The 12,922-nt window shown below is 66.1% G+C and carries 13 protein-coding genes; 3 read left to right on the top strand and 10 right to left on the bottom strand.

Features of this window, described 5'->3' with window-relative positions:
- The first annotated feature begins 41 nt into the window (after nt 1–41).
- Together ehuA and gdhA are read left to right on the top strand one after the other, a co-directional pair.
- A complete protein-coding gene (ehuA, locus tag FO044_RS00310; RefSeq protein WP_132993394.1) occupies nt 42–797 on the top strand; it encodes an ectoine/hydroxyectoine ABC transporter ATP-binding protein EhuA in 756 nt (251 codons plus the stop codon).
- Between the two features lie 270 nt (nt 798–1,067).
- Nucleotides 1,068–2,411: an NADP-specific glutamate dehydrogenase gene (gene gdhA / locus FO044_RS00305; protein WP_132992714.1), complete on the top strand. Its 1,344-nt coding sequence runs from the start codon at nt 1,068–1,070 to the stop codon at nt 2,409–2,411.
- Between the two features lie 128 nt (nt 2,412–2,539).
- Here gdhA and FO044_RS00300 read toward each other — a convergent pair whose 3' ends face one another.
- On the bottom strand, nt 2,540–3,352 hold the full coding sequence (locus FO044_RS00300; RefSeq protein ID WP_132992713.1) for an acyl-CoA thioesterase: 813 nt from the start codon (nt 3,350–3,352) through the stop codon (nt 2,540–2,542).
- An 89-nt stretch (nt 3,353–3,441) separates the two neighbouring features.
- On the opposite strand from FO044_RS00300, the gene FO044_RS00295 reads away from it, so the two are divergent.
- On the top strand, nt 3,442–4,296 hold the full coding sequence (locus FO044_RS00295) for an LLM class flavin-dependent oxidoreductase (protein ID WP_132992712.1): 855 nt from the start codon (nt 3,442–3,444) through the stop codon (nt 4,294–4,296).
- On the opposite strand, the gene FO044_RS00290 is transcribed toward FO044_RS00295, so the two are convergent.
- The 9 genes from FO044_RS00290 to FO044_RS00250 form a co-directional block, all read right to left on the bottom strand.
- Complete coding sequence (locus FO044_RS00290) at nt 4,293–4,841, bottom strand: hypothetical protein (protein ID WP_186290564.1); 549 nt, start codon at nt 4,839–4,841, stop codon at nt 4,293–4,295. The genes FO044_RS00295 and FO044_RS00290 overlap by 4 nt on opposite strands.
- Entirely contained in the window at nt 4,838–5,749 is a 912-nt protein-coding gene (locus FO044_RS00285) for a proline-rich domain-containing protein (protein WP_186290563.1), read from the bottom strand. Before FO044_RS00285 ends, FO044_RS00290 begins: the two co-directional genes overlap by 4 nt.
- A gap of 132 nt (nt 5,750–5,881) precedes the next feature.
- On the bottom strand, nt 5,882–6,838 hold the full coding sequence (locus FO044_RS00280) for an MlaD family protein (RefSeq protein WP_132992711.1): 957 nt from the start codon (nt 6,836–6,838) through the stop codon (nt 5,882–5,884).
- On the bottom strand, nt 6,835–7,860 hold the full coding sequence (locus FO044_RS00275) for an MlaD family protein (protein ID WP_132992710.1): 1,026 nt from the start codon (nt 7,858–7,860) through the stop codon (nt 6,835–6,837). The genes FO044_RS00280 and FO044_RS00275 overlap by 4 nt, the downstream gene beginning before the upstream one ends.
- Nucleotides 7,861–7,868: 8 nt before the next feature.
- Nucleotides 7,869–8,975, bottom strand: a complete 1,107-nt coding sequence (locus tag FO044_RS00270) for an MlaD family protein (protein WP_132992709.1) — start codon at nt 8,973–8,975, stop codon at nt 7,869–7,871.
- A complete protein-coding gene (locus tag FO044_RS00265) occupies nt 8,969–9,982 on the bottom strand; it encodes an MlaD family protein (RefSeq protein WP_132992708.1) in 1,014 nt (337 codons plus the stop codon). Before FO044_RS00265 ends, FO044_RS00270 begins: the two co-directional genes overlap by 7 nt.
- A complete protein-coding gene (locus tag FO044_RS00260; protein WP_132992707.1) occupies nt 9,970–11,043 on the bottom strand; it encodes an MlaD family protein in 1,074 nt (357 codons plus the stop codon). Before FO044_RS00260 ends, FO044_RS00265 begins: the two co-directional genes overlap by 13 nt.
- Nucleotides 11,040–12,071 carry an MlaD family protein gene (locus FO044_RS00255; protein ID WP_412917601.1) on the bottom strand — a complete coding sequence of 344 codons (1,032 nt, stop codon included), beginning with the start codon at nt 12,069–12,071 and terminating at the stop codon, nt 11,040–11,042. The genes FO044_RS00260 and FO044_RS00255 overlap by 4 nt, the downstream gene beginning before the upstream one ends.
- The gene (locus FO044_RS00250; RefSeq protein ID WP_235831463.1) at nt 12,068–12,922 is read right to left on the bottom strand and encodes an MlaE family ABC transporter permease; all 855 of its coding nucleotides are present in this window, start codon (nt 12,920–12,922) and stop codon (nt 12,068–12,070) included. Before FO044_RS00250 ends, FO044_RS00255 begins: the two co-directional genes overlap by 4 nt.

Raw genomic sequence — 12,922 nt, 5'->3', positions numbered from 1 at the left:
AGTCCGAGCACGCCGAGGCCGACCGGTCCGACTCGACGGAGATGATCCGATTCGAGCAGGTGGTCAAGCAGTTCGGCGCGAACGTGGTGCTCGATCACCTCGACTTCCGTGTCGATCGCGGCGAGAAGGTCACGCTGATCGGTCCGAGCGGGTCCGGTAAGACCACCATCCTGCGACTGCTGATGACCTTGGAGACCATCACCGACGGGGTGATCTGGGTGGACGGCCAGCCGCTGACCCATGAGCAGCGCGGCGACCGCCTCGTGCGCGCGAAGGAGAAGTACCTCCGCGAGCGTCGTAAGCAGATCGGCATGGTCTTCCAGCAGTTCAACCTGTTCCCGAACATGAACGTGCTGGCGAACATCACCGAGGCGCCGGTTCACGTCCTCGGGAAGACCAAGGACGAGGCAGTGCAGCGGGCCAGGGAACTTCTCGAGCTGGTCGGGTTGAGCGACAAGGAGAACGCCCACCCGACCCAGTTGTCCGGCGGTCAGCAGCAGCGCGTCGCGATCGCGCGCTGTCTCGCGATGGACCCGCAGGTGATGCTCCTCGACGAGGTCACCTCGGCGCTGGATCCCGAGCTCGTCGACGACGTCCTGTCGGTGCTCCGCGACATCGCCACCAGCACCGACATCACCATGCTCATCGTCACCCACGAGATGCGCTTCGCCCGCGAGGTGTCCGACCGCGTGATGATGTTCGACGCAGGGCGGATCGCGGAGTCCGGACCGCCCGAGCAGATCTTCGAGAATCCCGAGAACGACCGCACGCGGGCATTCCTGAAAGCGGTGCTCTGACCCTGCTTCCCGCGCACATCTCCGACAGTCTGTCGTACACTCGAGCAGGCCACTGCTCTACGCCCTGACCTGCTGTTTCGGCCGCTCTCGGAGCCGTCGTGCGCTCGTGGCGAATCCCACAAAGCAGGACTGAAGTTTCACGTGACCGTTCGGCGCCGATAGAGTGACACGCGGAATCGCTCGGCGGCCGACCTTTAGGTATGCGCCGCCGAGATCGAGCGACGCCTGTTTGTCCAGACGTTGCTTACGTTCGAGTAGAGAGTTGTGCGTATGAATGCCTGGGCCCCGCAGCTACAGGAGATCTTTGACACCGTCGATCACCGGAACCCCGGAGAGCCGGAATTCCAGCAGGCCGTCCGTGAGGTCTTCGACTCGCTGAGCCCCGTCATCGCGAAGCACCCCGAGTACTCGGACGTCCTGACTCGGATGTGCGAGCCGGAGCGGCAGATCATCTTCCGTGTGCCGTGGACCGATGCGAACGGCGACGTGCAGATCAACCGCGGCTTCCGCGTCGAGTTCAACTCGGCGCTCGGACCGTACAAGGGCGGACTCCGGTTCCACCCGTCGGTGAACCTGTCGATCGTGAAGTTCCTCGGCTTCGAGCAGATCTTCAAGAACTCGCTGACCGGCCTGCCCATCGGCGGCGGCAAGGGCGGCTCGGACTTCGATCCCAAGGGCCTGTCCGACAACGAGATCATGCGCTTCTGCCAGTCGTTCATGACTGAGCTGTACCGCCACATCGGTGAGTACACCGACGTACCCGCGGGCGACATCGGCGTCGGCGGCCGCGAGATCGGCTACCTGTTCGGCCAGTACAAGCGCATCACGAACCGCTACGAGTCGGGCGTCCTCACCGGTAAGGGCATGTCCTGGGGCGGCTCGCAGGTTCGCCCGGAGGCCACCGGCTACGGCGCGGTGTTCTTCGTCGACGAGATGCTGAAGTCGAAGGGCCAGACCTTCGAGGGCAAGAAGGTCCTCGTCTCCGGCTCGGGCAACGTCGCGACGTACGCGATCGAGAAGATCCACCAGCTCGGCGGCACCGTGATCGGCTGCTCGGATTCGTCCGGCTATGTCATCGACGACAAGGGCATCGACCTGGAGATCCTCAAGGAGGTCAAGCAGGTCCGTCGCGCCCGACTGGCGGAGTACGCCGAGTTGCGGGGCAACGGCACCAAGGTCGGCACCGAGGGCACGCTCTGGCAGGTTCCCGCCGACATCGCGCTCCCCTGTGCGACGCAGAACGAGCTCGACGAGAACGACGCCGAGGCTCTCGTGAAGAACGGCTGCACCATCGTCGCGGAAGGCGCCAACATGCCGACCACGCCGGAAGCCATCAAGGTCCTGCAGGCCGCAGGCGTCGGATACGCGCCGGGCAAGGCAGCGAACGCAGGCGGCGTCGCCACGTCGGCACTGGAGATGCAGCAGAACGCGTCGCGCGACTCGTGGAGCTTCGGCTACGCGGAGGAGCGTCTCAACGTGATCATGCGCGACATCCACAACAACTGCCTGAGCACCGCCGACGAGTACGGCGACCCGGGCAACTACGTGAGCGGCGCCAACATCGCCGGCTTCGTGAAGGTCGCCGACGCGATGCGCTCGCTCGGCGTCATCTGATTCACCGATCCACCAGTGCGGCCCGCCGGATTCCGGCGGGCCGCGTTGCGTTCGGGGCGTCGGGGCGTCGGGGCCAGGCGATCAGCGCCACCGGCGGCCGCGCCACGCGTGTTGGCGATGCGAGACGGTCAGGCTTTCAGGTCCTTGAAGTAGACGAGCTGGTGAGTGGTCGCAAGGAGCACGTCACCGTCTCCCCAGATCTGTCCGTACTGGTCGAAGTGCCCGTTGCCGAAGCGGGCGCCGCGGGCCGTCGCCAGCACCGGTGAGCTCCCTTGAGCGGCAAGTTCTTCCGACGTCGCGTGGAAGTACGTGGTGAGCGAGATGGTGCCCGCGGGCAGATAGGTTCCCTGCCGCAGGAAGGCTCGCGGGAAGAAGGCGTCGGTCATCGACGTCAGGGCCGGGTAGTCCAGATCCCGCTCCGGAAGGTCCCGCAGCCACAGCGTGGACGTCGAGTCGTCACTCGCCCCGTCCTCCAGGCCTCCGGCGACGAACCGCTTCTCGTAGTTCGCCGCCCAGGCGATGAAGTCCGGGAAGTCGACCGCCGGGACGTCGACGGGCGCAGGAGCCTCGGGAACGCGCGCCTCCGTGTCGGCCCACGTGTCGCGCCGGACACCGAACACCGATGTCCCGGTGGCGACCGTCTGCTCGTTCTGGTCGATGGTGAACGTCCAGTGCTGGTTGGTGCGGTTGGTGCGGACCGCCGTGAGCGTCAGATCCCACTGCCCTTCGGCGATCGGCGCGACGTAGTTGATCGTCAGCGCGAGGGGCTCACCGAGCACGTCCGGGTGATCGCCGATCGCCGCGACGACCGTCGCCGCGGTGATCCCGCCGAACGGTCCGACCATGTTGTTGTAGGCGGGGTGAGTGGTGGCGCGGACGGCGTATCCGTGTTCTGCGTCGAGCTTCTCGACGGTGATCGCCTCATCGAATACGTGGGTCATGGATCCGAACCTAACAGCACCCTGGCCGGACTCGCCCAGCCGACCTCGCCGCCTCAGCCCGATCGCCGCGTGGGTCTATCGTCGGATCCATGCGATATGGGATCTGCATCCTGCCCGAGATGCCGTGGCGCCGAGCGCAGCCGTTGTGGCAGCGCGCCGAGGAGATGGGGTTCGACCACGCGTGGACGTACGACCATCTGGTGTGGGGCGGGCTGCCGGACTCCCGATGGTTCTCGTGCATCCCGACCCTCACCGCGGCATCGATGGTCACCAGCACGATCAAGCTGGGCAGCTACGTCATCTCACCGAACTTCCGTGAGCCGACCGCATTGTCGCGGGAGGTGCAGACCCTCGCCGACATCTCCGACGGCCGGCTGCTCCTCGGCCTCGGCGTGGGCGGCAGCCCGGATGACGGCATCCTGGGACAACGACCGCTTGCCACCGGCCGGCGCGTCGATCGTTTCCAGGAGTTCACCCGGCTCCTGGACCGTACGCTCCGCGAGGATCACGTCGATGCCGACGGTGACTACTTCGCCGCACGCGACGTGCGGCTGGTCGGCGGCGAGGTGCGCTCTCGCGTTCCGCTGCTCCTCGCTGGAAACGGGCCCCGCTCAGTGCGTTTCGCGGCCCGCCACGGTGACGGCTGGGTGACCACCGGAACCGGCGCCGAGTCGCTCGACGAGTGGTTCGGCGCCGTGGCTGCGAACCACCGGCTGCTCACCGAGACCGCGGCCGCCGCAGGACGGTCCCTCGACACCTACCTGAGCCTCGACTTCGCTCCCGGATCACCGTTGCGGAGCGTGGAGCACTTCGACTCGCTGGTCGGACGCGCCGCCGAGATCGGGTTCACCGATGTGATCGTGCACTGGCCGCGTGCGACCGAGCCGTATCAGGGCGACGTGCGGGTGCTCGAGGAGTTGGCCGGACGCGGTTTCCGCGGCTAACGCTCACCGGTCAGCCGGCCCGCGACCGAGTCCGCACCTGGTGGCGAACCGGTCGGCGTCGGCCTGCCGGGGACGAGCACGACGCCGACCAGGCACGCGGCGCCGAAGCACGCGATGGTCACCCACGGCCACACCGTGACTTCCACTGTGTCGGACTGCATCTGCATCGATGATCCGAATGCGGCGAGCTGCCGGCCCCCGTCCAGGACGAACCAGAGTGCAGCAGTGACACCGGCGAGTCCGCAGCCGATCGTCACGTAGCCCGCGACCACCGGCCGGTACTTCGGGCTGAGCCGCCACAGCGCCACGGCCATGAGAGTCGCGGCGAGTACGAGCAGCACCGCACCCATATCGCTCTGGGCTCCTACCGCGCTCAACTCCTCCGGACTACCCGCCTTGCTGACCTCCTCGCGTCCGATGTCCGCCGAGTCCGGGACCCGCGATCCGAACCCACGGGCCCATACGCACATCACGGTCGTCGCCGACCCGGCCGCGAGGAGCAGCAGGGCGGGCGGGATCGCCCCCACCCGGCCGGGGCCTATCACGGGGCAGGCTGGGGCGAACCGGACTGGGGTGCACCGGGCTGGAGCGAACCGGACTGGGGCGAACCGGACTGGGGCGAACCGGACTGGGGCGCAGCCGGACCGTCATTCGGCGTGAGGTCGGGCATCCCCTGCCCGGCCGACCCATCCTGGGCAACCCCGCCGATACCTGCCACGTCTGTGATGCGCCAATTCGCATCCCGGTCGAGGGTCACCGTGTACGGCGTGACGGTGTTGAGCCCGTCCGGGTTCTGGGTGCTCTTCATGGCGGTCGAGACGAACACCTGCACCACGAACTGGCGATCGGCACGCACGTCGACCGTATTCGCAGAGATCAGCTCGGCCGTCTGCGACCACTGGACTTCCTGGATCAGCGGCGTCAACGTCTGCACGGCCGTGTCGAACCGCGAGTTGAGTTCGTCAGCGGTCCCCTTCTTCAGAGCTGCGGACCATGCAGGCAGATCATCCGACTTGAAGGTTGCCGCGCCCACGGCGTACTCCCCCGCCACCTTCTCGGCCGCAGCCTTGTCCCGATCGAGTTGCTGCATCGAGGCCAGGTCGTCGGAGCGGTTGGTGAAGAGCACGGCGAGCACCGTCATCGCGATCAGCGCAGCGACGCAGACGAAGGCCAGGCCGCACACCACCGGATGCCGCCGCGGATCGAGATACTCGCGGATCTGCGAGCCGGTCGATGGTTTCCGGTCGGCGCGCTCGGCCTCCTCACGCTCCCACTCGGCACGCGCCTGCGCCACCGCGTCCTGACGCGCAGCCTCGAGCTGCGTCGCCTTCTTCTCCTTCTTCTGCTGCTTCTTCAACCGTGCCGCCGCCGCACGCTTCTCAGCATCGGCGTCCGTGACGATCCGGTCCTCGTCCGCACGATCTCCGGCGACGTCGTCTCGGGTGTCATTCATGGTCAAACCAGTCCTGTTCCTACTTCGATGTTCCATGTCTGCTTCGGTGTCCGGGGTCTGCTTCGGTGTCCGGGGTCTGCTTCGATGTCCGGGGTCTGCTTCGATGTCCGGGTCTGCTTCGATGTCCTGGGTCTATTTCGGTGTGATCGCGAGCCGCAGGGCATCTCCCGGCAGCATCCGCATGGCCTGCTCCAGCAGCGTCGCGATATTGAGGTCGGAGAATATCGCCGAGCCTGCCGTGCGGGCAGTCGGCACCAGCGTCTGCGCGAACCGACTGATCGGGGGGACGAGTTCACCGACGGTTTCCGCCGACCGCTCGAGCGTCGGCTTCCACCGTTGCGCGATCACCTCACCGCCGTTCGTGAAGTCGGCGAACGGCTTCACATGGGTGATCACGTCGTACAGGTTCTGGCCTGCCATCAGCAGTTCGGGTTTAGTCGGGCGCATGGCGGAGCCGATCCACTCGCCGTCGGCCATCATCGTGGTCGCGTTCCGAATGATCTTCACCAGTGCGGGTTGCGAGTAGATCATCGTCGCGGACACCAACTGCGCCGCGGGCGTCAGCCGCTGCACCGCGTCCTTCGTTCCGGCCAATGCCTGCGCGACCGTATCGACGAGGTCGTTGACCAGAGACGGATCGACCTGATCGAGAACCGTCCGCGCGGATCCGAGGAGCTCGGGTACCGACGCAGGCACCTCGACGACCCTCGCCGACAGTTCCCGTCCATCCCCGATGTACGGTCCGCCGGCCGCCGCAGGCGCCAGGTACATGGCCGTCTCGCCGAGCATCGACTGGTTCTCGATGACCAGGTCGCTGTTCACCGGGATCCGGTAGGCAGCATCGTAGGAGACCGTCACCAAGACTTCGGCGTCGCCGGTGTAGGACACCTTCTCGACATCCCCGATCGGGACGCCTCGGTACACGACCGCCGACCCCGCATGCAGGCCGTTGGTCTTCGGCGCGGTGATGGTGATCGTGGTCTTATCGGTGAAAGGGCGCACGTTGAGCACTCCCCCGGCCAGGTAGGCGACGGAGACCACCAGCACCGCGACCGTGGCGAGGATCGACAACGTGTACCGAAGGATCATTTCAGGGCACCGATCATTCTCAGGACCGAGGCGACCGATCGCGTGACGTCATCGTCACCCGAGTTCATCGTGATCTTGTCCACGGAGATCGCACCGTTCTCGGCGAACGGGATCACGTCGTTCTGTGCGACGTCGATGAGCTTGCCTGCGTTTCCGTTGAATTGGGTGGAGTGCGCCGAATAGCTTCGGAGGAGCGGGACCAGCTTCGAGAGGAACGGATTGAGCTGTGCCAGACGCGGCGTGAGCCAGTTCAGACCGAAGGCGAGGCGACTCGATCCGGCGACCAGTTTGAAGCCTTCGTTCACCGCTTTGAACACCTGCTCGAGCCCGATATGCCCCGCCTGCCCGAAGGTGTATCCCAGCGCCGCCGGGTCGGCGGCGATCTCCGCCGACGTCTTCTCGAGTGAATCGATCATCGAGTCGAGATGACGTGTCCGACCCGCCAGATCCTCGATGGTCTCGGCACCGACCCGAGAGACCGCAGGCAGGTCCACTCCCCGGGAGTCCACGGACGAGTTGACTCGGTCGATCGCATCCTGCGCCCGCATCAGCGACCCGCCGGCCATGAAATCGGCCAGGTTGGTGATGATGTCCTCGATCTGCGGTCCGGGGTCGGAGTCGGCCAGCCCGATCGCGTCCCCGTCCTCGAGCATGCGCTGGGCCCCGCCATCCGGAGGTGTCAATGCCACGTAGATGTCGCCGAGCATCGTGAGTTGGCGCAGTTCCGCCTTGCTTCCGACCGGAACTTTCGCCTCGTTCTCGATACCGAGGGTCAGCCGTGCGGCATTCGGCACCAGGTCGATGGCGTTCACTGTGCCGATCTGGGTTCCGCGGAAGACGACGCGAGCCCCGAGCGGAAGGTTCACCGCTGACACGAAATCGACGTGGACCTCCTTCGCGTCCGACGACGCGGTGATCCGCGGGAGGAACCCGGCGGGGTTGTAATTTCGTCCGGCGACCACGACCCCGAGCGCCACCACTACCGCCAGAACGCACAGCATGGTCCCGAGACGACGTCGCATCGATCTGATCACCGCACACCCCCTTGCACTGCTCGGGTCACGAGCTTGCCCAGATCCACGACGACCGAGCGCGGCGAGCGCGGATCGCAAGTGCCCGCATCCGCGGCCTTCATCGCATCGCACAGCGCCGAGCTGCTCGGAGTTCTCGCCACCAGCTCGGGCGACTCGACGGTGATGGCGAACGCCCGCTTGTCACCGTTCATCGAGGCCTTCAGTCCCGTCGCGATACCGGGCATCTCCCGGAGCATCGCAGTCAGATCGTCGAGACGCCCCAGCCCCACGTTGATCAGCGGCTTGAGATCGTCAGTCATGTCGAGCATCGGCGGTGCGACGTTCGCCAGCAGATCGTCGATCCCCGGCCCCGCCTCCCCGAGTCCGTCGAAGATGTACACGAAGCTCTTGAACAACGAGCCCATCATGTGCGTCAGATCGGCGGAGTTCACTCCGATGTCGCGGATGGCGTCCCAGTTCCGGCCTGCGACGTCGGTCAGCACGGCCACGTTGTCGAAGACGGTTCGCATCTGCGCGAGGAACTCGTTCGGATCCGACATGAAACCGGACATGTTCCGGAGGATCTTGCTCAGATCCGGTCCGGTGCCCTTGATCTCGGACTGCGCCCGCGCGATCAGCGCTCCCAGCGGTTGGTCGCCGCCGAGTCCCTCCGGACCTCCCAATTCGTCGAGCATCGTGGTGAACGAGGAGAACGCAGTGCTCACCGAGATCGGCGTGAAACTCCTCGAGCGCGGCACGCATTCGCCTGCGGCCAGACGGCCCCCACCGTTCGGAGAGGCATCCACCAGTTCCAGACGTCGATCAGCGAGCACCGAGTTGTTCACGGCGACGACTTTCGTCTTCGCCGACAACGGCCGATCCGCGACCTGCATCCGGACGGTGACATGATCGGGCGACGGCGACACCTCGCTGACCGTGCCGACCCGGACCCCGCGGATGTTGACCGCATTGCCCGCATAGAGTCCCGCCCCGTCCGGAAGGTATGCGCATACGGCCGACGTGTCGGCAGCCGATCTCTTCACGTAGGTGATCACGCCGCCGACCGCGAGCAGGGCCGCCACCAGCGTGACCACCAGGGCCCGGCCGCGACCTCCCCTCAGCATTTCCGGCCTGCGATCGGTATGCACACGGCACCGTCGAGTACCCGGTCACCGAAGTCGAGGGCGACACCCTTCGGATGTGCGGCGGCCGAGAGTTTGTCGACCATGCCCTTCAACATGGTGATCACCTCGTTCATGCGGTCAGCCGTGGCCTTGGTGGCCGATGCCGATTCGACCAGTCGATGCAGCGGCTGCTTGAAACGCTTCTGATAGGGCTCGCCCAGCACGTCGCCGACGTAGAGCACCAGTTCGGAGAGCGCGTCGTATGTGACGATGCCGCGGTCCTTGTAGCCGACCATGACCGGCAGGACGGCGCGTATTCGGCCGATCATCTGCTCCAACGCCTCCTGCTCGCCTGCGAGCTCGGTGGTGTACTCGCCGCCCAGTGACGCCAGACTCTCCACCTGCCGTTGCTGATCGTCGAGCAGGGCCATGAGCTTCTCCACATCGGGCACGATCCGGCGCAGCGCGCCGGGCGCCGAGTCCAAGGTGTCGGTGGCTGCCACGGCGGCCTTCCGCATCTTCTTCGCGTCGATCTGCTGCACGGTTCTCGACGCGTCGTCGAGCACTTCCGACATCGAGTACGGCACGGTGGTGCGCTCCTTGGGGATCACGGTGTCCCCCAACGGCTCATCACCCGCGGGCAGGAGGGCGACATACGCACCGCCGACCACGGTGAGCATGCGGACCTGCGCCGAGGTCTGATCACCGAGGAACACCGAGGACTCCACCGAGAGGCGCACATCCACGTGCTGGTCCGCGAGCTTCACCTCGGTGACATCGCCGACCGGGATGCCGGCCACCCGGACCTCGGTGCTCGATGTGATCCCGCCGCTCTCCGACATCTGGACGCGATACTCGGTTCTGCCGACCGGCCGCAGGTAGAAGAACCCGATGACGACCACCACCACGACGACCACCACGAGCGTGACGATCGCCCACATCGCCTGCGTGCGACTTCCCACCTCGTCACTGACGGCGAAGTCCTGGAACCGCTTCAGCCCTTGCACAAGGTCACCGTCCCCCCACTGAGCAAGACGTCACCCATCGGGGGCAGACTCACCTCGCCGTTCGAGCAGGACAGTCCGAGAGAGTCCATCTGCCTGTCGATCTCGTGCATGGTCGTCGGAATCAGCTTCAGCGCATCAGCGAGTTTCCCGGTATCGGGCACCAGTTCCATCAACCGCGCCTGCACCCGGTCGTGCCCGCCGAGCGACAGGTCGAACACGTGCTTCATCGACTCGACGATCGGCGGAAACACGCGTGCACCCTCGCCGAACGCGCCCTTGAGGAGCTCGAGGTTCGTCTCGAGTGTGTCGAAGAGCAACTTCATGTTGTCCATCAACGCCTTGATGATCGACGCCTTGCCCTTCAGCTGCTCGGCGATGACACCGAGATTGTCGACGAGAACTCGGATCATCGCGTTCTTGTCGGTCGCGAAGCTCGACAGGCGTTCCACATCTTTGAGGACATCGCCGATCCCGACGCCGTTCTCGCCCTGCAACAGGTGGATCATGTTGTCGGCGAACGTATTGAACACCGCCGGGTCTGCTCCCTGCAGGATCGGCCGCAGACCGTTGAACAGGCGCGTGATGTCGAATGATCCCGTGGTCTCACTCGCCGGGATCACCTTCGCCGGATCGAGGGGCGGAGCGGCTGCCCGATCCGACACGTCCTCGTCTCCCGAAGCATTTGAGTTCGGGCTGTGGGCCTGGCCGCCCTTCGCCTCGTCCCGGTCCAGGATCGCCAGGTACCGCTGCCCGACGAGGTTCTGGAAGCGAATGGCCAGGTGGTCGTTCTGAGTCAGACGATCCTGGTTGCGAACGGTGAACGTCACGCGGGCCACGCCGGACCGCTGGAGTTCGATATCGACGATCTTCCCCACCATGACGCCGCGGACGCGGACGTCCCCGTTCTCGCGCAGCCCGAAGGAGTCGGTGAACTCGGCCTGGTAGGTCTGTGCGTCACCGGGAACCGGACGGTTGATCGCCTGCACGATCGCGTAGACGGCCAGGATCACCACGACCAGCACCAGCAGTAGCCGTTTGGTCGCCGACGCGGTGCTTCTCATCGGCGCGCCCCCTTGCCTGCGATGAGCGCGCGAAGCGGGGCCGCCGCACCCGGCACCACGTCCAGGTCGGCCTCCACCGACAGCGTGGTCCGGCCGGTTGCGGGATCGGTGTGGAACGCACCACCGAACCTGTCGATCAGGGATCCCACCTGTCCGGGAGTCACGTCCCGGAGCGCGTAGCGGAGCGGTGTGGTGAACGAGGTCATCAGATCCATCGTCACGCCGAGCCCGCTCATACCGTTGAAGAGCGATCCGAGGTCGGAGAACAGACCGCCGATGTCGGCGATCATGTTCTGCACGCGCGCGGTGTAGGCGCCGTCCTGCAGCAGCTCATTGCTGATGATCTTCACCAACGCACCGACTGCGCCCGAACCTGCCGCCCCCGCACCGTTCAGTGCATCGTCGATCGTCGGCATCATCGACGTCAGTCGCGTCACGTCCCCGCGCTGCATCGTCTGCAGGGCGACGGTTGCAGCTGTCAGGAAGGGCGACAGCCGGATCGTGGTGTCGCTGACCTGGCTCAGCAGATCGCTCAGTTTCGGCGACAGCACCGGCAGTGTGAACGAGCCGGCGCTGCGCACCGTCGCGGTGATCGTGTAGTTCGCCGGTGGCTCAGCCAGCTCGAGGACACTTCCCGATGTCACCGGCGCGCCCGACTGCGTCGGGTTCAGGCGCAGAGCGTCCGACCCGAACAGGTTGCGTGAGACGAAGCTGACCACTGCATCGTCAGTGAGCTCGCCGGTTGCAGAGGAGTTCACGCACACCTCGATCCGTGTCGAGTCCGGCCGCGAGAGGTCCAGCGCGCACACCTCGCCGACCGTCTCACCCCGAACATCCACCGGAACACCGACCCGGATCCCGTCCGGCAGCGACGGCGCCGTGATGGAGAACCTCATCCGGTCGTCCGGGCCGGCGAACGGATTGACGGCGATCACCGCGATCAGGCACGCGGCCACGACGACCACTATCAGTCCGCGGACGCGAAGCGCCTTGGTCGACGGCTCCCTGCCTCGCCTCACTCGCCTCATGCGAAGTTCAATCCCGAGTTCAGGCCCCAGAAGGCCAGGGACAGAAGCATGTCGAACGCCACGATCAGTACCAGGCTGGCACGGATGGCACGGCCGGACGCGATGCCGACTCCTTCCGGACCACCGCTGGCGAAGAAGCCGTAGTAGGTGTGCGCGACGATCACGACGACGGCGAACACGAGCACCTTGATCGTCGAGTAGACGACGTCCACGGGGCTCACGAACGCCTCCACGTATCGGTCGTACGCACCCGCCGACTGGCCGTACAGGACGCTGACCACCACCCGCGACGACAGGTACGCCAGGCACAGCGAAGCCAGGTAGAACGGCACGATCGCGGCGACGCCTGCCACCACGCGGGTACCGACGACGAAAGGTATCGGCCGGATCGCCTGCGCTTCGAGGGCGTCGATCTCCTCGGATATCCGCATCGACCCGATCTCGGCCGTCATCCGGCAACCGGCCTGCGCCGCGAAACCGACCGCGGCGATGATCGGCGCCATCTCACGCGTGGCCGCGTACCCGGTGATCAAGCCGGCCATCGGCGACAGGTTGAGCGACTCCAGGCTGGTGACGCCGAGGATGCCGATCATCGCACCGACGGACACTCCGAGCACCGCCAGGACGCTGGCGATACCGCCGCCGACCATGATCGAGCCGTTGCCCCACGTGGTCTCGGCGAACGCCGCCAGCGTCTGCTTCCGGTACGCGCGGATGGTGTGCGGCAGCCCGGTCAGCACGTCGGCGACGAAAGTCGCCAGTCGGCCGACGTACTCGAACGGGCGGCCTGCGAACTCTCCCGCCGCGTGCCACTGCGGGCGGTGCACACTCGGGGACTGGCCCGGATTGAT

The organism is Gordonia zhaorongruii (assembly GCF_007559005.1).
GTDB classification, from domain to species: Bacteria; Actinomycetota; Actinomycetes; order Mycobacteriales; family Mycobacteriaceae; genus Gordonia; species Gordonia zhaorongruii.
The sequence above is the reverse complement of the archived record's forward strand: the minus strand, read 5'-3'. Positions and strand labels throughout refer to the sequence as shown.

Excerpts from the sequence above, each read along its gene's own strand:
- ehuA (WP_132993394.1), top strand. The coding sequence starts at position 42 with ATGATCCGATTCGAGCAGGTGGTCAAGCAGTTCGGCGCGAACGTGGTG.
- gdhA (WP_132992714.1), top strand. The coding sequence starts at position 1,068 with ATGAATGCCTGGGCCCCGCAGCTACAGGAGATCTTTGACACCGTCGAT.
- FO044_RS00300 (WP_132992713.1), bottom strand. The coding sequence starts at position 3,352 with ATGACCCACGTATTCGATGAGGCGATCACCGTCGAGAAGCTCGACGCA.
- FO044_RS00295 (WP_132992712.1), top strand. The coding sequence starts at position 3,442 with ATGCGATATGGGATCTGCATCCTGCCCGAGATGCCGTGGCGCCGAGCG.
- FO044_RS00285 (WP_186290563.1), bottom strand. The coding sequence starts at position 5,749 with ATGAATGACACCCGAGACGACGTCGCCGGAGATCGTGCGGACGAGGAC.
- FO044_RS00280 (WP_132992711.1), bottom strand. The coding sequence starts at position 6,838 with ATGATCCTTCGGTACACGTTGTCGATCCTCGCCACGGTCGCGGTGCTG.
- FO044_RS00275 (WP_132992710.1), bottom strand. The coding sequence starts at position 7,860 with ATGCGACGTCGTCTCGGGACCATGCTGTGCGTTCTGGCGGTAGTGGTG.
- FO044_RS00270 (WP_132992709.1), bottom strand. The coding sequence starts at position 8,975 with ATGCTGAGGGGAGGTCGCGGCCGGGCCCTGGTGGTCACGCTGGTGGCG.
- FO044_RS00260 (WP_132992707.1), bottom strand. The coding sequence starts at position 11,043 with ATGAGAAGCACCGCGTCGGCGACCAAACGGCTACTGCTGGTGCTGGTC.
- FO044_RS00255 (WP_412917601.1), bottom strand. The coding sequence starts at position 12,071 with ATGAGGCGAGTGAGGCGAGGCAGGGAGCCGTCGACCAAGGCGCTTCGC.